Source organism: Acidobacteriota bacterium, from assembly GCA_029861955.1.
Lineage (GTDB): Bacteria > Acidobacteriota > Polarisedimenticolia > Polarisedimenticolales > Polarisedimenticolaceae > JAOTYK01.
The window spans coordinates 1-22269 of the sequence record JAOTYK010000045.1; the positions used below are offsets into that span (position 1 = coordinate 1).

Annotated in this window: 21 protein-coding genes and 1 pseudogene; 1 reads left to right on the plus strand and 21 read right to left on the minus strand. The window is 61.5% G+C overall.

Features of this window, described 5'->3' with window-relative positions; genetic code table 11:
• The 19 genes and pseudogenes from OES25_15615 to OES25_15705 form a co-directional block, all read right to left on the minus strand.
• Positions 1–1037 (minus strand): glycosyltransferase (locus tag OES25_15615; protein ID MDH3629068.1); only part of this gene is annotated, 1037 nt, incomplete at its 3' end.
• Complete coding sequence (locus OES25_15620) at positions 1034–2896, minus strand: O-antigen ligase family protein (GenBank protein MDH3629069.1); 1863 nt, start codon at positions 2894–2896, stop codon at positions 1034–1036. The genes OES25_15615 and OES25_15620, both read right to left, overlap by 4 nt.
• Entirely contained in the window at positions 2893–4566 is a 1674-nt protein-coding gene (locus OES25_15625; protein ID MDH3629070.1) for an O-antigen ligase family protein, read from the minus strand. The genes OES25_15620 and OES25_15625 overlap by 4 nt, the downstream gene beginning before the upstream one ends.
• 89 nt (positions 4567–4655) lie before the next feature.
• Positions 4656–5036 carry a type II secretion system protein GspG gene (locus OES25_15630; protein MDH3629071.1) on the minus strand — a complete coding sequence of 127 codons (381 nt, stop codon included), beginning with the start codon at positions 5034–5036 and terminating at the stop codon, positions 4656–4658.
• Positions 5010–5102 (minus strand): annotated as a pseudogene (locus OES25_15635) (type II secretion system GspH family protein). The gene OES25_15630 and the pseudogene OES25_15635 overlap by 27 nt, the downstream one beginning before the upstream one ends.
• Before the next feature lie 210 nt (positions 5103–5312).
• Positions 5313–6764: a sigma-54 dependent transcriptional regulator gene (locus OES25_15640; protein ID MDH3629072.1), complete on the minus strand. Its 1452-nt coding sequence runs from the start codon at positions 6762–6764 to the stop codon at positions 5313–5315.
• The gene (locus tag OES25_15645) at positions 6761–8452 is read right to left on the minus strand and encodes an ATP-binding protein (GenBank protein MDH3629073.1); all 1692 of its coding nucleotides are present in this window, start codon (positions 8450–8452) and stop codon (positions 6761–6763) included. Before OES25_15645 ends, OES25_15640 begins: the two co-directional genes overlap by 4 nt.
• 91 nt (positions 8453–8543) lie before the next feature.
• Positions 8544–9746: a type II secretion system F family protein gene (locus tag OES25_15650; protein ID MDH3629074.1), complete on the minus strand. Its 1203-nt coding sequence runs from the start codon at positions 9744–9746 to the stop codon at positions 8544–8546.
• A gap of 21 nt (positions 9747–9767) precedes the next feature.
• Entirely contained in the window at positions 9768–10892 is a 1125-nt protein-coding gene (locus OES25_15655) for a type IV pilus twitching motility protein PilT (protein MDH3629075.1), read from the minus strand.
• 120 nt (positions 10893–11012) lie between these two features.
• The gene (gene pilB, locus OES25_15660; GenBank protein MDH3629076.1) at positions 11013–12728 is read right to left on the minus strand and encodes a type IV-A pilus assembly ATPase PilB; all 1716 of its coding nucleotides are present in this window, start codon (positions 12726–12728) and stop codon (positions 11013–11015) included.
• 239 nt (positions 12729–12967) lie between these two features.
• Entirely contained in the window at positions 12968–14308 is a 1341-nt protein-coding gene (accC, locus tag OES25_15665; protein ID MDH3629077.1) for an acetyl-CoA carboxylase biotin carboxylase subunit, read from the minus strand.
• Between the two features lie 16 nt (positions 14309–14324).
• Positions 14325–14816: an acetyl-CoA carboxylase biotin carboxyl carrier protein gene (accB, locus tag OES25_15670; protein ID MDH3629078.1), complete on the minus strand. Its 492-nt coding sequence runs from the start codon at positions 14814–14816 to the stop codon at positions 14325–14327.
• A gap of 81 nt (positions 14817–14897) precedes the next feature.
• Positions 14898–15236, minus strand: coding sequence for a hypothetical protein (locus OES25_15675; protein ID MDH3629079.1), 339 nt, complete (start codon positions 15234–15236; stop codon positions 14898–14900).
• Between the two features lie 79 nt (positions 15237–15315).
• The gene (locus tag OES25_15680) at positions 15316–15843 is read right to left on the minus strand and encodes a hypothetical protein (protein ID MDH3629080.1); all 528 of its coding nucleotides are present in this window, start codon (positions 15841–15843) and stop codon (positions 15316–15318) included.
• A gap of 14 nt (positions 15844–15857) precedes the next feature.
• Complete coding sequence (gene pilQ, locus OES25_15685) at positions 15858–17774, minus strand: type IV pilus secretin PilQ (GenBank protein ID MDH3629081.1); 1917 nt, start codon at positions 17772–17774, stop codon at positions 15858–15860.
• The gene (locus OES25_15690; GenBank protein ID MDH3629082.1) at positions 17767–18300 is read right to left on the minus strand and encodes a hypothetical protein; all 534 of its coding nucleotides are present in this window, start codon (positions 18298–18300) and stop codon (positions 17767–17769) included. The genes pilQ and OES25_15690 overlap by 8 nt, the downstream gene beginning before the upstream one ends.
• The gene (locus tag OES25_15695; GenBank protein MDH3629083.1) at positions 18297–18866 is read right to left on the minus strand and encodes a type 4a pilus biogenesis protein PilO; all 570 of its coding nucleotides are present in this window, start codon (positions 18864–18866) and stop codon (positions 18297–18299) included. The genes OES25_15690 and OES25_15695 overlap by 4 nt, the downstream gene beginning before the upstream one ends.
• Entirely contained in the window at positions 18859–19461 is a 603-nt protein-coding gene (locus OES25_15700; GenBank protein MDH3629084.1) for a PilN domain-containing protein, read from the minus strand. Before OES25_15700 ends, OES25_15695 begins: the two co-directional genes overlap by 8 nt.
• Before the next feature lie 4 nt (positions 19462–19465).
• Complete coding sequence (locus OES25_15705; protein MDH3629085.1) at positions 19466–20533, minus strand: pilus assembly protein PilM; 1068 nt, start codon at positions 20531–20533, stop codon at positions 19466–19468.
• Between the two features lie 434 nt (positions 20534–20967).
• On the opposite strand from OES25_15705, the gene rpmB reads away from it, so the two are divergent.
• Entirely contained in the window at positions 20968–21165 is a 198-nt protein-coding gene (rpmB, locus tag OES25_15710) for a 50S ribosomal protein L28 (GenBank protein ID MDH3629086.1), read from the plus strand.
• On the opposite strand, the gene OES25_15715 is transcribed toward rpmB, so the two are convergent.
• Entirely contained in the window at positions 21162–21572 is a 411-nt protein-coding gene (locus tag OES25_15715) for a RidA family protein (GenBank protein MDH3629087.1), read from the minus strand. The two genes, rpmB and OES25_15715, sit on opposite strands and share 4 nt — an antisense overlap.
• Positions 21569–22269, minus strand: a 701-nt coding sequence (locus tag OES25_15720) for a DUF5913 domain-containing protein (protein ID MDH3629088.1), incomplete at its 5' end; no start/stop codon positions are given. The genes OES25_15715 and OES25_15720, both read right to left, overlap by 4 nt.

Sequence of the window (22269 nt, forward strand, 5' to 3'; positions counted from 1 at the left end):
TCCCCTGACCCCCGATCCGGCTGCGAGGCGATGAGGATCCGTCGCCAACTCTCGGCGAGCGCCGCGGGTGATTCGGGCGGCACGACACGGTCGTCTCGATCCACGATCCACGCCGCATCGCCGACGTCGGTGACGACCGTGGGAAGCTCGCAGGCGAGTCCCTCTGCGACGCTGTTGGGAAACCCCTCACCGAATCGCGAGGAGAGCGTTCCCACATCCAGCGCGCTGTAGACCGACGCCATGTCATCCCGCGAGCCGACGAACTGCACACGATCCGCAAGCCCAAGTGCGTCGGGCGACGCCTTCAGGCGGACCACGTAGTCCGCCGGCCCATCGCCGACGATCACGAAACGCGCCTGCGGATGGGTCTCGATCAAACGACTTGCGGCTCCGAGAAACGTAAGGTGGTCTTTCATCGGGTCGAGGCGTGCGACGATGCCGACGAGCGGCGTCCCGGTATCGATGCCCCACTCGTCACGAACGCGGACGCGACCCTGGGGATCGAAGCGGTAGCGGCCGGCGTCAATCCCGTTGGGGATGCACACCAGACGATTGACGGGAAAGCCCTGCGAGGCATGAAACGTCACCCCCGACCGGGAGTTGACGATGATGCGATCCGCGGCGGACGCGAGGCGTCTCCCGAGTTGGAACGTCCACTCCTCGAAGCCACCGTAGAACCTGAAATCCATGTTGGAGGCGCGCAGCCCCTGAACGAGGCGTGTGCGTGGCACGAACGGTCGCGAGAGCGCCGCCAGAATATTGGGAGCGACCAGATACGAGAGGATCGCATCCGGCGACCGTTGTCGCAGATGTTTGATCAGGCCGGCGTAGAGACCCAGCAGATGCCAGCGACTCCGTTTGCCGAGAGAGACACACGGGATCGACAAGCGGTGGAGCTCCTCCGCGAGCGCGCCACCGTCGTACATCGTGAGAACCTCCACGTCGTGATTCCTGGCCGCCAACTCCGCGGCCAGCGTCACCAGTTGCCGTTCGGCACCTCCACGCTCGAGCGACCGGGTGAAGAGCGTGAGCTTCATGACCGTCCTCCCGCCGCAGCCAGAGCCTCGCGGATCGACGCCACGCGTTCGGCCGGAAGCGCACTCAGCCCCTGACCGTACTTCCGCTCTTCGGGTGTCTGACGGTCGTCCGTCGCGAACTGCTCTGCCAGGCGGAGTGCCTCGCGCAGAGCCAGCTCGGCATCGCCGAAGAGCGACTCGTGGATCAAGGCCTCGGCGATCACGAGGTGGGGAAGCGCCGCGATCGGTTCCAGCCGACGCGCGGTCTCCGCCTGCCGTCGGGCGGCTGCAGGATCACCGGCGTCGAGCAGGAAGAGCCCGTGTTCTAGCGCGACACCCGCATCGTAGGGCGACCACCGCGAAGCCTCGGCGAAACGGGAGGACGCTCGCTCACGGCAGGCCACGTCTCTGAAGAGCGACAGACAGATCCGCGCCTCGAGTCGAGCGGCTCGGCGATGGTAGACGGCATGACGGGGGCGAAGGTCGATCGCCCGCTCCCACTCCCCCCGGGCCTCCGCGTACAGCAAGAGATCCGGGGACCCGGCTGCGTACAGCCGCTGCTCGGCCATACGCATCGCAATCTCGGGGTCCAGCCGATGATGACGGGCCGCGCGATCGAGACGAGGCGGGGTCGCCTCACGATCCCGCCAGGAGGACCAGGGAGCCAGCTCACCCACGACCCAGACGAGGAGCAAGAGACCAAGAACCGCAAGACGACGGGGTCGGGCAGCGAGGAGTCGCGGGCCGCCGGAACGCCGCGGGCCCGAGAACAGGACCCCGACGAGGACGGCTGCCAGAAGGAAGACGGCCGGACGCATGCTGAGATTGTCGACACCCGACTGGACGACCCAGGCGGCAAGAGCCGCGAGGGCTCCGTCCATCCCCCAACTTCGCGAGCCGTCGGGAGACGTCAGGCGGAGACGTCGAAGACGCCGATAGATCGCGACGACGACCCACAGCGTGAGGGGAAGCCCCCATTCGACCGGCAAACGCAGCCAGTCGGAGTGCGTCGTCGAGAATCGTCGGTCATAGCGGTAGAGACCGACGCCGTCGGCGAAACGAACCGACTCCGCCGCATCGGCAAATTGCCCGACACCGACGCCGGTCCACGGATTGTCTGCGATGAGTGAGGCGACCGCCGATCCGATGCGGAGTCGATGAAAACGGAACGGGTCGTCCTGAGTGAATCGAACCAGAACGATCCCACCGATCACGATCGCCGAGCCGACCAGTCCCGCCAGGAGCCAGCGTCGTGAACGTGTCGACAGTCGGTCGCGATTCAGGATACCCAGCAGGACCAGACCGACGATCAGGCCGAGGAACGCCCCGCGGGACTGGGTCCAGAACAGACCGATCAGCGGCAACGGAATCCACCAGGCCGCCCGCGGGTTTCTGAACAGCCGCGCCGCCTGCAAAAGAACGATCATCGCCAGCCATGCGCCGGCATGGTTGGGGTTGAACAGCGTGCCGGCAGGTCGAACCACGTCCTCCCGTGTCCATGCCTGAACGACCATCCATACCGACTGGGTGGATGCGGCGACAAGGAGCCACGGTAGGAGCGTCTCGACGATCGTCACGCCGCGACGCGCGGTCAGCCATGAGACCGCGAAGAAGGCACCGCACTCGACGGCGGTTAACCACGCACCGTAGAGGTACGATCCCCGAATCATCGTAAGCGCGATCGCCAGCGAAAACGCGACGACCATCCATCGCAGCTCGCCCGTCGGCTCGTGGTCTGCCGGTCGACCGCGAACAACGACGACCGCGAGCCAGCCGACCAACAACGTATGCCAGACGAATCCAGCATGGACACCGGTTCCGCCTCCTCCGGCGAGCGCTGCCAGAAGCACCAGAAGCCAGCCGATGGGCCAGCGGCTCACGGTTCGACTCCGTGGATCCGACGAGAACCCATCTCGTCGACGAACGACGCATATTCCGGGGAGGTCGGATAGAGACGTTGCGATTCCAGCGCGTCGGCCAGCGCCCCCGGCCGATCTCCGCGGGTAAACCGAACCTCCGCCCGGAGCCGGCGAGTCGACGGACGCACCGGACTGGCGGAAACCGCTTTGTCCAGATCGTCCTGCACCTGTCGAAGTTGACCGGCGGCATCGGGACCGGGAACAATCGTCTCGAGTCGCGCGCGTGCCACACCGAGGTAGCCGTTTGCCGACCACGGCGCCCAACGCCGAGCCTGCTTCGCCAGTTCCCCGCGTCGCTGGGCCGCAGACGGGTCCGCGGTCCAGCGCAGGTCCTGTTGCAACGCATCCGACTTGTGACCCATCACGAAGACGACAAGGGCGATCGTGGCGATCGTACCGAGAAGCAGCCTCGCCCCGACCCCCGTCTCGGGAGCGGCAGCCGGGCCCGTCGATGAAATCCAACCCCGCAGAATCGCCGCCGTGAAGACGATCGACGGAAGATAGGCCGTGAAATCGGCGAGATTGTGGACCGCGAACGCCAGGAGACCCAGGGCCACCCCACGCCACCACAACGGGCTGTCGGCGGCGCGCCGCCACCACGGTCCGACGAAGCACCAGACAAAGAATCCGGACAACCCCAGACCCATTGGGACGCCGAACTCTGCGGCGTTCTGCATCACCAGGTTGTGGGCGTAGCGCGTCTCGTTGTCACCGACCTTCCGATACCGGGGGTAGGACTCGGCGAATCCGCCGGGTCCGACACCGGTCCAGGGGTGATCGGCGGTCATCTCCGCCGCCAACCGCAGGTTCTGCGCTCGGAGCACCCACGGATTCCCGGGGTTATCGAAGTCCCAGACCTCGCTCGCTCGAAATGCCGCGACACCGGCCAGCAGGATCAACAACGCACAGACCGCGGCGATCCAACCACGCCGAGCCGATCGAAGCGACAGGCCGGCGACGAGCATGGCGGCCAGCAGCGCCGCGGTGGCCGTCGCCGACACGGCGGACGCCAGGCCAAACATCTGCAGGACGAAGGTGCCGACGGCCAGGGCTCGTCCCCTTCCACGCTGCCCATGGATCAGGACGGCCGTGACCGGCAGGGTCAGGATCAGGTAGCCGCCCAGGGCTGCGGGCGTCGAGAAGACGGCAAAGGCCCGTCCGCCCTCGGCCCGCACCAGCCAGTCCTGTGTCGCGGCCCCCATCATCCCCTGTCGCAGCCTCTCCGCCAACGCATCGAGCCCGTAGACCTGCTGGTAGACGGCGTAGAGCCCGAGCGTCCCACCCAGCCCCGCCAGGGTCCACGGGAGCCATGGCCCGCGGCGCAGCTGTTCGGGTAACCCCCGCGCCCCGACTCCCAGGATCAGCGCAACCAGCCATAGGGCCCAGGGTTCGATGACCGAACCCGGCGCCACGGCCAGGGCTCGCCACGGACCGACCCCGAGCGCGGCGACGAGGACCAGCGCCAACGCGGACCCGCTGGGCTTCAGGCCGCGGGCGACAACGATGGCAACGAAGAGAAGGGCCAGCAGTCCGTGGGCCCATGCCGCATGGCCTCGGGTCTCCGGCGGCAGGAGCGCGAGAAGCCCGAGTAGCCCGAGAGGGAGTAGGTCGAGTCGAGGCTGTGATCTCATGCGGGATGACCTGAATACACTACCGGCGGGCAAAAGAAAAGGGGCCCCCGTCGGGGGCCCCTTCCATCCGAATCAGTTCGGCTACGCGCTTACTGCTGCGCTCCCTCCGGCCACTGGACGAACTGTCCGTTGGCGAAGGTGATCGAGTCGTTGAAGCTGGTTACAGCGCCAGCGGCATCGTTGCCGCACGCACCAGCGTCTTTACCACCGGAACAGACGGTGTACTCCGTCGCAATGCTGGCGACGATGATTCCGTTGGTCCAGCCGTCCGTGGTCGGCGCGGTACGGATGTACAGCGGCTCAACGGCAGCCTCGAGGTTGGCCATCGTGGAGACGACCGGATAGTTGTTCTCGTCGATCGAATACGACTCAATGGCCGTACCGAGCGAGCGAAGATCCGCCATCGTGCGCTTCTGCTTACCGCGATCGATCGCGTTGAGCAGGTTCGGAATCGCGATGGCGGCAATGATGCCGATAATCGCAACCACGATCAGGAGCTCGATGAGGGTAAAACCTTTCTGTTGTCGGAACTTCATTGCTGCGGCCTCCTTAGTTTCAGCTTGCCCCCGGATATCAGCAAGGCCGATGCCAAGATCCTGTCCGAGTTGCATCCCTGAACGTAAGTCTTTCTTTTTGTTCGCTTTAGTCCTTCACAAGCTTCCGCTCGGCGCGGCTCGCGCAGGCGATCCGGATGGCGAAATTGCCAGCCTCTGTCGCTCCGCCGATTCCCATTATGACACCCATTGTCACTTTTGCCCGGAGACCAGCTCGGTGTCGGGCTCCTCGACCTCGCCATCCTTGCCCGAGATTCGGTATTTCTTGGCGAAATAACGGAATGAGCGGAAGGTCATGCCCAGCAGTTCCGCCGCCCGGGTCTGGACACCGCCGACCCGCTTCATCGATGTCTGCATGTAACGCTGTCTCAGCTCCTCGAGGTAGACCTCGAGATCCAGACCGCTCGGGGGCAGGGTCACGCTTTCGTCGGCCGGAGACGCGTCCACGGAGCCCCGGACCTCCGCTGGGAGGCTCTCGGCCTGGATCTCGTCCGCGGTCTCCAGGGCCACGGCCCGCTCGATCACGTTCTCCAGCTGGCGGACGTTTCCCGGCCAGTGGTAGGCCTCGAGTTGCTCAAGCGCCTGCGGCGAGATCCCCCGCAGGTTGGTCTTGCCCACGAGGGCCAGGTATTTCTCCAGGAAATGCTCTGCCAGCGACGGGATGTCCTCGGCCTTCTCCCGCAGGGCGGGCATGCGGATCGCGATGACGTTGATGCGGTAGAAGAGATCCTCACGGAACTGCCGATCCTGGACCATCTGCTCCAGGTCCTGGTTGGTCGCCGTGACGACTCGCACGTCGACCGGGATCTCCTCGGTGCCTCCCACCGGACGGATCGTCCGCTCCTGAAGGACTCGCAACAGCTTGATCTGCATGGCGGGCGTGGTCTCGCCGATCTCGTCCAGGAAGATTGTCCCACCGTTGGCGACTTCGAACAGGCCCTTCTTGTTGCTCACGGCGCCGGTGAAAGAGCCCTTTCGATGTCCGAACAACTCGCTCTCGAGAAGCTCGTCGGGAAGTGCGCCGCAGTTGATCGATACGAAGGGTAGATCGCCACGTCCCGAGTTATAGTGGATCGCCCGGGCGATCAACTCCTTGCCGGTGCCCGACTCTCCGGAAACCATGATGGTGCTGCCGGTGGTCGCGACTCTCTCGATCAGCTCGAAGATCGACTTCATCTTCTGGCTGCGCCCGACGAGGCCGTCGAACGTATAGCGACCATGAAGTTCGGCCTTGAGATCGCGGTTCTGGAGTTTCAGACCGGCGTTCTCGTTGACGACCCGCTTCAGATCCAGGGTCTTCCGGACGACCGTCTTGACCTCGTCCAGGTCGAACGGTTTCTCGACGTAGTACGACGCGCCGGCGTTCAAAGCCTCGATCGCCGTCTCCTTGGAGCCGAACGCGGTCATGATGATGACCGCCGTCTGGGGAAACCGCTCTCGAACCACCTCGAGCATCTCAAGACCGGACATCCCGGGCATCGAGATGTCGCTGATGATCAGGTCCCACGGGTTACAGTTTTCGAACATCTCGCACGCGGCCGTCGCCGATTCTGCGACATCGACGTTGTAGCCCTCCTTACCCAACATCAGGGCCAGGAGATCGCGCATGCTCTTCTCATCTTCCACGACCAGCAGTCTGCTCACGAACCTGACCCTCCCACGGCCTGAAGCGTTTCTTCGGATCCAGCGGGTCCTACAGCCGGGCATCGGGACGGCAAGGAAATCCGTACCCGTGTGCCCCGCCCGGGTGCACTCTCCAGATGAATCTTGCCGTCATGTTCTTCGACCAGCCGATAGACGATGGCGGCTCCCAGACCCGTACCTTCCTGGAACGACCCACTGAACGGCTGGAAGTAACTGGCTCTTTGCTCTTCGTTCATGCCTTCGCCCTGATCGGCGATCGACAACTCGATGCGAGAACGCTCGTCACGCCAATGAAGCCCTATGCGCAGCTCCCCGCCATCGGGCATCGCCTTAAGGCCGTTGCTCGCCAGGTTCCAGAACACCTGCTTGAGACGGTTCGCGTCGACGACACATTCCATTCGCTCGTCGTCGTAGTCCGTCTCGATCCGATGACTCCGACCGGACTCTCGACTCTTGCTGAGGAGTTTGACACCATCCTCGATGACCCGGACGAGATCGACATGCTCCGGAGCGAATGCACCGGGACGAGCGAACGTCAGAAAGTCGCGGATCGCCTGATCCAGTCGATGGGACTCCCGCATCACGATGTCCATCAGGTCCAGGGTCTCCTGATCCGGCGGGACAATGCCCTTGAGATATTGAACCGCCCCACTGATCGAGGCCAGCGGGTTTCTTAGCTCGTGCGCCATGCCGGCGGCCATCTCGCCCAGCGCGGCCATCCGCTCTCGGAGACGCATCTCCTGCTCGAGTGCGTGGATCTCGGTCAGGTCCTGGAAGATGAAGATGAACCCCAGAGGGGCCCCGGTCCGATCGTGGAGATTGGATGCGGCGATCCCGAGGAAGATCTGTTCGTGGCGAGCGTCGCCGGTCGTGAAGAATTTCTCGAAACGGAACCGACGGTTCGCCAGGAGTTGCCGGCGAACCTCTCCGAGATAGTCCGCTTCCAACCCGAACAGCTGTTCGACCTGCTGCCCGTCGACCGCTTCGAACTCCTGACCGAGGATCTCTGCCCCGCCGCGGTTCATGAAATTGATCTTGCCCGAGAGATTGGTGGTGATGAGTCCGCTGTTGATCGATCCGATGATGTTCTCGTTCAGCGCCTTGAGCCGGGCCACGGCTTCCGCTCGCTGATCGAGCTCCTTGCCCTGGCTACGAATCCGCTCGGCGAGATGGACCGACAGCCAGGCGAACGCCACCATCGCCACCAGATGGGCAACGAGGAAATTGATCATCCGACTGGGGTCGGATGCCGGCAGTATCCCGGATAGCAACATGAGCTGTTGCGGGAAAGCGACCATCGCGCCGTACATCAACCAACAGACGCCGGCCATCGTCATGGCCCAACGACGATCGGTCGCAAGGCTCGCGGCGGTGATCGGCAGGAGATACAGGAACGACATTGGCGAGTCGATTCCACCCGTGATGGCGACAAACGCCGACACCAGGCAGGCATCGCCGATCAGCTGCGCACGGATGAACAGTCGGAGCCCGGGCAGGACCCGGGCCAGGACCGCGTACAACAGAACCATCGTGTACGCGGCGGCCGTCAGCGTGAACAGAGGTCGAAGAGACTCGGCCGGCCGGAGCACCAACTCGATGCCGAACGCACTGATCAGCAGCGTCGTCACGACCACGACACGCAGCGTCATCAACCAACGCAATTGTCGCTCTCGATCCGCTCGACTCATCTGACCACGCCCCCGCGATCCGAATGAATGCATCACGGAGCCGTTGGATGACCTCGCGATGCGTCCTTACTCTCTTCCCTTCAGTCCCGGACTAGCCGATCTTGCTGATAAGCGAGAACATCGGCAGGTACATCGAGATTACGATGCCACCGATCACAACGCCAAGGAAGCTGATCATGATGGGCTCAAGGAGAGCCAACAGGTTGGCCGTCGCCTCGTCGACCTCGTCCTCGTAGAAGTCCGCGATTTTGGACAGCATGGTCTCGAGAGCACCGGTCTGCTCACCGACGGCGACCATCTGAACGACCATCGAAGGAAAAACCTCACTGGCCTTCAACGGCTCGGATATCGTCTTGCCCTCTTCGACGCTGGCCCGGGTCGCCATGATGGCGTCCTCGACGATCGCGTTGCCCGACGTCTTGGCCGTAATCTCCAACCCGTCGAGAATCGGCACACCCGACGAGACCAACGTCCCGAGGGTGCGACAGAAACGGGCGACCGCGATCTTCTTCATCACGTTACCCAGAACGGGCAGTTTCAACATGATTCGATCGAGAACCCGTCGGCCCTTGTGGGTCTTGTGATAGCGATTGATCAGGAAGATCGTGAGACCGATAGAGAGGAAGATCACCCACCAGAAGCTGCCGATGAAATTCGACAACCCGATGGTGATACGCGTCGGCAACGGCAGCGTCGCCCCGAGCCCCTCGAACAGGGTCGCGAATGTCGGAATGACTTTCCACAGGATGATCCAGACAACTGCAACCGCGATCACGATCACCGCGATCGGGTAGACCAGCGCCGAGCGAACCGCCGAACGCAGCTTGACGATCTTCTCGATGTACTGAGAGAGACGCTGAAGAATGGTGTCGAGGATACCGCCAGCCTCACCCGCCGCCACCATGTTGGCGTACAGGTCGTCAAAGGCCTTCGGATGCTTTCGCATAGCGTCAGCCAGCGTCGAACCGGATTCGACGTCCTGCCGGACCTGCAGCAAGATCTTCTGGAACGTGCGATTGTCCTGCTGTGTACCCAGGATCTCCAGACACTGGACCAGCGGCAGACCGGCGTCGATCATCACCGAGAACTGTCGGGTGAAGATCGCGATTTCCTTGCTGCTGATTCCGCCGCCGATTTTCGGAAGGGCGAACTCTTTGCCGCGCTCGGAGACTGCGGTGACGATGATCTGCTGCTTGCGCAGACTGGCGATCGCCGCCTCCTTGCTCTCCGCGACGAGAACGCCTTCTTGAATTCGACCGCCTCGGGTCCGACCCTTCCAAGTGTAGTTGGGCATCGTTTAATCCTCTATCGCCGCTTAGCGCCGTGGACGTCTGCCGCGTGCGTTTGCCACTCCACCCTGTTGGTGGCCCTGAGCACCGCGGCTGAGCATCTCTTCCAGTTCGTCGGGGTGGGACGACATCGATAGCGCCAACTCCCGGGTGACCTGCCTCTTAATAACCAACGTCGACAGCGACTGATTGAATGTCTGCATGCCGTATTTCAACTGACCCACCTGCATCGCAGAATAGATCTGATGCACCTTGTCCTCACGAATGAGGTTTCGGATGGCCGCGTTCGGAACCATGATCTCCATCGAGAGCGCACGACCCTGACCGTTTGCGGTCGGCAGCAACGCCTGACAGAGAATACCCTCCAGGACCAGCGACAGCTGCGCACGAATCTGCGACTGTTGATGGGGCGGGAAAACGTCCACGATACGGTTGATCGTCTGCGATGCCGAGTTGGTGTGGAGCGTGCCGAACGTCAAATGGCCCGTCTCCGCAATGCGAAGCGCCGACTCGATCGTTTCCAGGTCGCGCATCTCACCGATGAGCACGATGTCGGGATCTTGACGAAGCACGGACCGCAATGCGGCCGGGAACGACTTGGTATCCGCGTGCAACTCACGCTGGTTGACCAGGCACTTCTTGTGTTGATGGAGATACTCGATCGGGTCCTCGATCGTCACGATATGCTCGGCGCGCTCGCTGTTGACCTTGTCCAGCATCGACGCCAACGTCGTCGACTTACCGGAACCGGTCGGACCCGTCACGAGAATCAGGCCGCGGGGTCGCTCGCAAAGGTCGGAGACGACCGAGGGGAGGCCGAGTTCGTCAAACGTCTTCAGCTCCCAGGGGATCGTACGGAAAGCGCCGGCGACGGCACCCCGCTGGAAGAAGATGTTGGCACGAAACCGCGCCAGACCCTTCACCCCGAACGAGAAGTCCAGTTCGAAGGTCTCCTCGAATCGATGTTTCTGCGAATCGGTAAGAACGCTATAGATGAGGTTCTTCGTCTCGGCAGGCGTCATCGGCGGTGTCTGGAGCTGAACCATCTTGCCGTTGATACGGATCTGTGGAGCCGTATTCGTCGTGACATGTAAGTCGGTGCCGCCCTGATCCACAAGAGTCTTGAGCAGCTGATGCATGGTTACGCCCATTGCTGGCCTCGTCCGCGCCTACCGTGACCCCGTCGCAAGGTCGTCAGCACGTAATTCGGTCCCGTCCTCCGGGACTCTTCTTCGTTCATCTGTCGATTCGTCGTCATCGTCAAGCGTTTCCTAGATAATCGTCTCGCGGACGACCTCTTCAACCGTGGTGGCTCCATCCTGGATCTTTCGCAGACCGGACTGCCGCAGCGAAATCATCCCCTCGTCGAGGGCCTGACGACGCAGTTCCATTGCCGACGCACCGGAGAGGATCAACTCACGGGTCTGATCGGACATTTCCATGACCTCATAGAGACCCACACGTCCTCGATAACCCGTGTTGTTGCAGCTGCTGCATCCGTGACCCTTGTGCAGCCGAATCTGGGGGGCCTGCTCCTCGGTGAACCCGACGTCGATGAGTGCCTGGGTCGGCATCTGGATCGCCTCCTTGCACTCCTTGCAGATCCGACGCACGAGACGCTGCGCACAGATGAGGTTGACGGATGTCGCGACGAGGAACGGCTCGATACCCATGTTCATCAATCGGTTGATCGTCGAGGGAGCATCGTTGGTATGCAACGTCGACAACACGAGATGGCCCGTCAGTGCGGCCTTGACGGCGATCTCTGCCGTCTCGAAGTCTCGAATCTCACCGACCAGCACGATGTTGGGATCCTGTCGCAGGAACGAACGCAGGGCGGCCGCGAAGTTGAGGCCGATCTGCTCCTTCATCTGCACCTGGTTGATGCCGTGGAGGTTGAACTCGACCGGATCCTCGGCCGTCATGATGTTGGTTTCCGGCGTGTTGACCCGGTTCATCGACGAGTAGAGCGTGTTGGTCTTACCGGAACCGGTCGGCCCTGTTACCAGAACCATTCCGTAAGGCTTCAGGATCTGACGCTCGAACTTCGACAGGGACTCTTGCTCGAATCCGAGGCCGGTCATGTCCAGCATCAGATTGTCTTTGTCCAGAAGCCGGAGCACCATCTTCTCGCCGAACAGGGTGGGAAGCACGGAGACGCGGTAGTCCATCTCCTTGGTCTTGCCCTGCAGCTTCATCTTGATCTTGATGCGGCCGTCCTGAGGAAGCCGTTTCTCGGAGATGTCCAGTTTGGCCATGATCTTGATACGGCTGGTGATCGCATCGCGCAGCTTCATCGGCGGGTGCATGATCTCGTAGAGCACCCCGTCAATGCGGAATCGGACCCGGAAGTCCTTCTCGTAAGGTTCGATATGGATATCCGACGCACTCTTCTTGATCGAGTCGGTCAGGATGATGTTGACCAGTTTGACAACCGGTGCTTCCTCGGAGGACGCCTCCAGTTGATTCAGATCAACCTCTTCCTCCTCCTCCAGGACCTCGAGGGCTTCGGACTCGGCCTCGGCCATTTCGTCCATGACCTTCTTCAGCTCGAGGGCATGCTGGGAGCCGTAGTACTTCTCGATCGACTCGCGGATCGCGATCTCGCTGGCAACCACCGGTTCGACGTTGTAACCGGTCATGAACTTGATGTCGTCCATGGCGAAGACGTTGGTCGGGTCGGCCATGGCGATGGTCAGGGTCGCCCCGGTCCGGTTGACCGGGAGCACCAGGTATTTCTGGGAGACTTCGCTGGGGATCAGGTTGATCACCGACTCGTCGATCTCGAAGTGTCTTAGATTGATGGACGGCACGCCGTACTGCTCGGAAAGCAGCTGGGTGATGTCGTCTTCCTTCACGTAGCCCAGTCGGATCAGGTTGAAGCCAAGCTTCTCGCCGTTCTGCGACTGCGACTCGAGAGCTTCGTCGAGCTGGCTCTGGCTGATCATCCCAGCCTTAACCAGCATCTCCCCCAGTTTGACCGCCATCGGCTCCCTCTGGCCCTATCTCGGGCAGACCGTACCCACAGACCCCGTATAGACTCGATCCAGAATCAATATATGATCATACCGATCTATATATCAATTCGGTTCCGAGCGAATCGTGGAAAATGTAGGGTCCGTGAAAATTATTGTCAAGGATTGGGCGGGTATGACAATTATTGCCGCTCTGGGTCACCGACAATCGCGAAAACCCGGCCAACGCCGCCGGAAAAGCGGGCCAGACCCTACTCGTTCAGGAATCGTTCCATGAACCCGGTATCCAGCCGGCCACGGACGAAGTCCTCTTCGGCCACGATCCGCTGCTGCAGCGGAATATTGGTCTCGATCCCCTCGACCACGAACGACTCCAGAGCCCGCCGCATCCTCAGGATCGCCTCGCCCCGCGTGTTACCCCTGGCGACGACCTTGGCGATCATCGAGTCGTAGAACGGCGGGACGACCGCCTCGGCGTAGCAGGCCGTGTCCAGCCGAATCCCCGGGCCGCCCGGCGGGTGGAAGGTGGTGATCGTCCCGGGGCTCGGCCGGAAGGTCACGGGATGTTCGGCGTTGACCCGGCACTCGATGGCGTGACCGTTGCGACGGACATCTTCCTGGGTAAAGGAGAGCGGCTCCCCCGCCGCGACACGGATCTGCTCCTTGATCAGATCGATCCCGGTGACCATCTCGGTTACAGGATGCTCGACCTGGATTCGCGTGTTCATCTCGATGAAATAGAACTCGCCGGAGGCATCCAGCAGGAACTCCACCGTCCCCGCGTTGGTGTAGTCGACCGATTTGGCGGCGCGCACGGCGGCCTCGGACATCCTCTGCCGCAGTTCCCCGCTGAGGGCGGTCGAAGGACATTCTTCCAGAAGCTTCTGATGTCGACGCTGGATCGAACACTCCCGCTCGAACAGATGGACGACGTTGCCGTGGGCATCGCCCATGATCTGAAACTCGATGTGACGCGGTCGGTGGACGAACTTCTCGATATAACAGGCCGGATCGCCGAACGACGCGCCGGCCTCATTGCTGGCGGCGTCGAACTGACGCTCGAGTTCCTCGACCTCGGTGACGATTCGCATCCCGCGACCGCCCCCTCCGGCCTTGGCCTTGATGAGGACCGGACAGCCAATCTGCTCGACGATCTCTCGGGCCTCGTCGATGTTCTCGATGATCCCCTCGCTGCCGGGGACCGTCGGGACGCCGGCGGTCATCATCGTCTTGCGAGCCTCGGCCTTGTCACCCATCCGACGGATCACGTCCGGCTCGGGACCGATGAAGGTCAGTCCGACCTCCTTGCAGACCTCTGCGAAATGCGCGGACTCGGCGAGGAAGCCGTAGCCGGGGTGCACCGCGTCCGCGTCGGTAATCTCCGCGGCGGAGATGATCGCCGAGACGTTGAGGTAGGATTCCGCGTTCCGCGGCGGGCCGATACAGACCTCCTCGTCCGCGAACTTGACGTGGAGAGAGTCCGCATCCGCCGTCGAATAGACCGCGACCGTCTTGATCCCCAATTCCTTGCAGGCCCAGACGATCCTGAGGGCTATCTCGCCTCGATTGGCGATGAGGATCTTGCGGAACACGACTTCCCCCGTCGACCTAGGACATGGGTCGGAGGCGCAACAGAACCTCCCCGAACTCGACGGGTTGTCCGTTGGCGACGACGACCTCCACGACCTCTCCGTCGTGTTCGGACTCGATCTCGTTCATCACCTTCATCGCCTCGACGATACAGATGACCTGCCCCCGCGAGACCCGCCCGCCGATATCGACGAAGGCGGCAGCATCCGGGCTGGATGAGCGATAGAAGGTCCCGACGATGGGAGACTGCACGTCGATCAGGCCGGCCTCGGGGGCCGGCGTCACCGGAGCGGCCTCCGGGATCGACGCGGCGACCCCTGGAGCGGATGTTGCCGCAGCCGCGACGGGCACCGTGGCGATCTCGGCCGACGACATCGAGGTGACGACCGTGGGCGGGCCGTGGGTCTCCTTGACCAGCTTGATCTTGACACCCTCGTGTTCGAGCTCGAAGGTGCTGAAATTGCTATGCGAGATCAGATCGATCAGGTCGCGGATATCCTTCGGTTCCACCCAATTCCTCCGTCGCACTCATCGGGTCCGGTTTGGCGACGCAAGAGTAGCATCCGCTTTCCCGGCGCCACAAGCCGCACGTCAATCGACGGTCAATCTCTGAAGCCAGCCTCGAAGTCGGTCGATCTTCTGACGTCTGCCCCCGGAAGCCCCCAGCGTCTTTCGGAAGGTCTCACTAAGGTCCGTGGCGCGGGCCGCCTGAGCGGGATCGGGCAGTCGGTCCGTGGGCTCGAGCCGGCCCGCGTGCCGATCTCCCGCCAGGCGCCTCTCGATCGACTGACGCTCGTCCACGGTCATCTCCGAGTCCGGGATCGCCGCCAGGAGGCGGCGTACGTGGGAGTGGTCTCCCTGCGCCAGGCGTAGACGAAGGTGGGTTCGCGTCAGCGGACCCGGATCATCGGATTCAACGATCTTCGTCATTCAGGTGTCCAGAAAAGAAAACGGCCCCGCCGATTGTACTCGACGGGGCCGTCTAAACTGTTGGGTTCGAATTCGTGGACTAGATACAGCCCTCGATGTTGAGTTGCTTGGTCACCCCGATGAACATCTGCGTGCCCTCGACCGTGACGGCCCGGAACACCATCTGCAGGTTCGCCGTCGATCCGGAGATCGCAAGCGTCAGGTCATCGAAGGCGATCGGCGTGAAGGTCGCCTGGATCTGCTCGCCTACCGGAACCGCGACACCACCAAGGCCGAACGTCCGCGAGGGCGTCGCGTTGGCGGGATCGATCCAGTTGTAGGTGATCGCCACATCCTGGACGACGATGTCGTTGAACGGTGAGCTGTCATCGGCCGAACCGTTCTTGGGCAGATTCTCGAAGGAGACCTGCCAATCGTTGATCGTGAACGTACAGACCAACGTCATCTGATCGAGCGATGCCGAGACCGCCGGTGCATCGAAGACCGAGATCTCCAGCACGACATCGGCACTGTCGCCGTCGTCCAAGGAATCGCTGGTACACGACACCGCACCGATCAGCACGGTTGCCAACAGGAGCAGCATCCATTTATTAAGATTAGATTGCATTTTCAAACTCTCCGTTAGCTGAACTTGACGATCTTGGGGGTGAGGAAGATCAGCAGTTCGCGGTCTTCCTTGTTGACGTTCTGACTACGGAACAACCAGCCGAAGAGCGGGATCTTCCGGAACCACGGAACGCCAAGTTCGTTGGCGCCTTCACTGTGCGTGAAGATGCCGCCGATCACCGATGTTCCGCCGTCCTTGATCAACAGCTTCGTCTGTGCCCGCTGGGTACGGATCGAAGGTATCTCACCGGCCGTCTGCACGAAGTCCGGCGAGTTGTTCTCGACGACGACATCGAGGATGACGGTTCCCTCGGCGGTGATCTGTGGAGTCACAATCAGTCGCAGTGACGCCGACACGAACTCGACGTTGATCTCGGTGGCGGTCGTGTTGACGATCGGGATTCGAACACCCTGTTCGATCTCAGCACGCTCGTTGTTCTGGGTCGCGATCTTCGGCGCCGACAGCGTCCGACTCTTACCTTCCGTCTCCAGAGCATTTAGCTCGAGATCCAGAGTGAACGAGTCGACGACGTTGCCGAGAGAGAACCCGAGCGTGCTCGAGCTGTCGCCCGGCAGGTTCAGGCCGTAACCGACGGAAGCGTTATGGGGGAACGACAGACCCGTCGACGTGCCGCGGGAGGCATCGGCGATCGCGTTGAGGCCCCAGGTCACGCCAAGACTCTTGGTGTAACTGCGAGAGGTCTCGACGATGCGAGCTTCGATAACGACCTGCGGAGTCTGCGTGTCGAGGGTGCTGATCAGCTGATCCAGCGGCTCGACTCGTTTCGGGATGTCGCTGATGATCAGCGTGTTGGTTCGCTCGTCGACGATCACACGACCACGGGGCGAGAGCACGCCACCGTTACGGATGACCAACTCGACTTCGGCCGCCTTGGCGTAGGAAAGCGTCCGGGTCATGGTCACCGGCTCGACTTCCAGTTCTTCGGCTTCCTTCAACTGCTGTCGAGACGCGGCTTCCTGGGCAAGCTTCTGTGTGCTTGCGATCCGGAGGACGTTGTTCTCCAGGACCTTGTCCAGACCGTTGTTCTTCAGGATGAGATCGAGAGCCTGATCCCACGGCACCTGATCAAGAACGATCGTGACACGACCGGAGACGCCCGGGTCCAGCACGAAGTTCAATCCGGAGATCTCGTGGAACAGACGGAAGACTTCCTTGATATCCGCATCCACCAGGTTCAGCGAGATCCGCTTACCGGTGTAGTTTGCGGAACCGCTCCCGATCCGGCGGGACTCGAAGTTCCCACTCACCCCCGACTGAGCTTCCGGGCTGGGCGCCGGCGCGGCCAGCGACGGACTCTCGCCGATCAGGCGATCGATCTCGTCGGCCGCCATCGAGCGCTCGGTCTCTTCGGCGATCACTTCGGGCTCGATCACTTCGGGCTCGATCACTTCGGGCTCGATCGCTTCCGGCTTCTCGGTCACAACCTCGTCATGCAGGTCGATCGGTCGCTGAACGGCCTCGATCTCGGTTGTCGTCGAGACGACAGCCGGCCAGTTGGCGGTCTCATCGCCGAAGCTGAGGACCAGACGGTCATCCAACTCCGAGATGTGGTACGCCAACGGCTCCATGAGATCGAACACGACGCGCGTGACCGGCACCGGTTCTACCAGATGTTGCGATGCTCGCACCTGAACGACGCCGGCGAGATCCACCGGGAATCGATAATCGTCCAGACGGCTGATCGTGCCGTTCAGATCGATCACCAGTCGATCGGGTCCATCGAGCACCAAGGTCTCGAATTCCAGTGGCCCGTTGGCAAGCAACTCCACGATGGGTTGCCCAGCCTGATCGGTTGCCACACTTACCGACAGTAGATTGCGGACCTGACCCTCTGCGGCGAAGACGGGTGCCAGTAGCAACCCGACTGCAACGCAGCCGATCAGAAGCGTCCGCTTCCACAAGTTATTCATTTCCGCTCCCCTCGTTATCCAGCGGCTCTAAACGTTTCTCAATATCTCGATAGGGTTTGATCCGACGCGGATCATTGACCTTCTGACGGAAGGTCACGATGCCGGCTTCGGAATCGACGCCGATGATCCGGCCATCGTAGAATCCGTCACCGACACGCATGAAATAGCCCTTGCTGTCGGATCCGACAAACAACGCAACGTCGCCGTTGACGCGGTCCTTCGCGATGCCGACAAGGTCCATCTCCGTAATCAACATGCCGGCCGCACCTTGACGTTGGGCTCGATCTTCCAGGTCAACGTCACCGGATGCGATGTCCACGAACGGATCGCGACGCGCGCCGGGGTTGTAGGAGAATCGGGCACCGGTAAGCGCCTGTTCTTGTTCTTTCAGGATGGTCTCGACGGCGGATTCCTTGGTCGCGGCCGCTTCGTTCGCGGGCTCCTGCGGGAACGCAGGTGCCGAGAACGCAACAACCAGAGCGAGGGCCATCACCGCCAGGAACCAGCTTGTTTGGCTGCGGCTCATTCCGATTCCTCCACGGGACGCTGTCCGTCGTACACGAAAGTCGTGGCCGTAAACGATGCCTGGATCGTCTTGCCGGGCTGGCCACGAGATGCGTTGATTCTCAGATTATCGACGTTGATGATTCGCGAGTACTTGCTGACGCGATCCAGGAACAGACCCAGATCGTGGTAGCGGGCGATGACCTGCATCTCGATCGGGAACTCCTGGTAGAACTCCACGGGACGCAAGACACCGGGATCGAACGACTTCAGATCCAGATTTGACTGGTCGCCGAGATTCTTGACCCACGCCAACAGGGTTCCGGTCTCACGACCGGTGGGCAGGATCTGCTGCACATCACCGAGTTTCATCTCGAGTTGCGCGATCTCCCGTTCGAACTCGGGGAGCCGCTGTTCGATCGCCAGCCCCTCACTGATTTCTTGGTTCTTGACGGCAAGTTCCTCTTCGAGCTTCGCGATCTCGCCTCGCATATCGCCAAGTTGTGCGTAGTACACACCTCCGACAATCGCGACGGCAAAGCCGACGAAGACGAGTACCTGTCCGTAGAAAGGCAATCGATCAAGCATCGGTGTCCTCCTCGCTCGGCTCAGCCGGTTCGTCTCTTGCAAACGCGCAGGTCAGGCTGAAGTTGACATCGGTCGCCGTTTCAAAGGTTCGACCGAGCTTGACCTCGCGGAAGAACCCGGAATTGCTCAGGTTCGAGTAGAAAGTCGAGACCGAATTGAAGGTCGTCGCCTTTCCGGTGATGTTGATCTGATTCTTCGACGCGGACATCGATTCCAACCAGAGGAACTCCGGCAGGTTCTTCGACACCTGGTCGAGGATATGAACCGGAACGGTCTGCTGCTTCTTCAACTCGGTGATCAGTTGGATCTGATGCTCGAGAAGCTGTTTCTTCCTCTTGTATTCGTCGCCCTTCTTGCGGATCTCCGCCAGACGGTCGAGCTCTACCTGAGCCTCTTCGTTCTTGTGCTCAAGGTCTTTGATGCTGCCACTGAGCGTCCAGTACCAGCCGCCGGCCACGAGAATGCCGAGTGCCAGAACGCCGATCAGTAAGAAGTTCTTGGGTCCGCCGACACCACCCTCGAGCCCCATGTTGGCCTGGGAGGCTGCCCGCGGCTTTGCCTGTCGTGTCTCCGATGCCAGATTAATCTTGATCATCGACTTACTCCCCCGCCTTGCGCAGCGCAAGACCGACCGCCACCGAGGCCGTCGGCATCATGTCGTTCACCAACTCTGCGCTGGCGTCCTTTCCGGCCGAAGGAATGCGCCGGAACGGGTTGAGGAGTTCAGCCTGTGTATTGAGTCGCTCGCTGAGGGACTCTTTCAGGTGGACGACCTGGGCCGTTCCACCGGTCAGATACATACGATCGAGCGGTTGGTCCGTGGCGGAGATCTGCTTGAAGAAGTCCAGCGTCTTCTGGATCTCCGTGCCGATATCCTCGCCCACCGCAGACATGATCGGCAGCACACGCTCGTACGGGATCCCGTCGATCTCCTCGCCGCGCTTGAGCTGTTCGGCCTGATCGGCGGAGAGGTTCAACTCTTTCTGAATCGCGTCGGTATAGTGATTGCCACCGATATTGATGTCGCGCCAGTAGACCGATGTACCACGGTGCAGGACGGAGATCGAGGAGACGGCGGATCCGATGTCCACCAACGCCAGTACCTGATCCGGCTCGAAGTCGTAGTTGACTTCAAACGCGTTCTGCATGGCGAAGGCTGCAATGTCGACGGTATCGACCTTGTAGCCGGCATCGGAGATCACACCGATGTAGTCGTTGATCTTGTCCTTCTTTGCCGCGGCCAGCAGGACATCCATGTTCCCCTCGCCGGAGAGGCTCGAACCCTCGAGAATCTGGTAGTCCAGATTCACATCCTCGATATCGAACGGGATGTACTGCTCGGCCTCCCAATGGATCGACTCGGCCAGCTCCTGCTCGTTCATCACGGGCAGGCTGATCCGTTTGACGATCACGTGGTGACCGCTGAGGGCGGTCGCGACCGACGTGGAGGGTTTGACTCGACAGCGCTGGAGAAGCCGTTGGACGGTCTCCGTGACGAGCTGCGAGTCCATGATCTGGCCATCGACGATGGCTTCCGATGAGAGAGGCTCCCAGGCCAGACGAGCGAGCTGATGCCCCCGTCCTTTGCCTACCTCTTTCAGCTCGACGACCTTTACCGAACTGTCCCCGATGTCGAGGCCGATTAGACCACGGCTCCGTCCGAACATAGTAATTTACCTCTTGGGCCCTTGCAGAAAGCCGGACGAAGGGGCCCCAGGACGCCGCCGCGGCCACGCTAAGTCATTGAAACGACAGAAGTCAAGGAAAAATAACCCTGACTCCTGACCGGAGTACCCAAAGTTCACGCTGAGGAATTCACCTCTGCGTTTTGATCGTTTGGCGTCGAACACGATCACGTCCTCGGCAATCCGGCAACCCCATTGTTGCATTTCCGGATTCTCTAGATTATCCGGATCCTACGCTGAGGAATATAAATGCATATTGCAGGAAGGCAACCATTCCGAATCAAAAATTCAAATATGTGTTTTTGGACCACAACCCATAAGCAGGTTTCCCCCATCTTGACAGCATTTACGCCGTCCTCTACGATGCCCGCTTTCCGGAATTAGATGGCCCGAATGGGCTGATTCAGGGTGCCGCCATGGCTAGAGTCTGTGAAATCTGCTCCAAGGGGACCGTCTTCGGTCACAGCATCTCTCACGCTCACAACGTGACGAACCGCACCTGGCTGCCGAATCTTCAGCGGGTTCGGATCCGCCTGCCCAAGGGTGGGACCAAGCGGATCAAGGTCTGCACGCGCTGCCTGCGGAACGGAAAAGTCGTCAAAGCGGTCAGTTAGCTCGCCTCGTCGCCGACCCGGACCGCGCCAATCCGCGCCACCGCATCCATCTCGACACGGGCCCCTTTCGGGAGGCGGCAGACGTCGACACACGCCCGTGCCGGCGGGTCTTCCTTGAAGAACTCCCCGTAGACGCGATTGACGGCGTCGAAATCATCCATATCGACCAGATAGACGTTCACCTTGACCACGTCGTCCAGTCCGGCGCCTCCGGCCTCCAGGAGCCCCTTGAGGTTCAGGAGGACCTGGCGGGTCTGCTCGCCGATCTCTCCGTCCACCATCTGGCCGGTGGCCGGGTCCAGCGGGATCTGACCGGAGCACCATAGCCAGCCATCGGCGAGGATTGCCTGAGAGTAAGGACCGACGGCCCCTGGGGCCCGGTCCGTCTTGATCACCGTTCGGCTCATGATCCCTCCTCCATGCTCGGGCGACTGATGACGCGGCCCACGTCCCGGACACCCTTGATCTTGCGAATCCCCTTCATCACCCGCTCCATATGCTTGCGGTCGGAGACCGCCACGACCATCGTGATCTCTGCATCGCTGGTATCGAACGTGTCGGCATCGACGTTCTTGATGTTGGTCTTCATGTCCGAGACCACCGCGACGATCTTCGCCAGCAGCCCTTGCCGATCTTCGACATCCAGTTTCAGTTCGATATCGAACAGGGACGTCTCCCCGCCACTCTTCCACTCAACCGAGATCCGTCTTTCGGAGTCGTACATCAGACTCTTGACGTTGGGACAGGTCAGCGAATGAACCGAGACTCCCTTGCCTCGGGTGATATAGCCGACGATCTTCTCCCCCCGGACCGGGTTACAGCAGTGGGCCAGGTGGATCATCATATCGTCCAGCCCGCGAACCTGAACGCCGCGATCTCCCGTCCCCAGGGCCTTCTGGACGACACGGCGAACGACCCCTTCGGGCTTCTCGGCAAGGACGGCATCGGGGACGAGTTGCTGGATCAACGCGTGCGCCGTCAAACGCCCATAACCGACCGCGGCGTGATAGTCGTCCATGTCGACCACGCCCAGTTTCTTGAGCGCCGCATCGAAATCGACGCCCTGCAGGAGCTTCTTCGGCGAGACCTGTACTTCCGAAACTC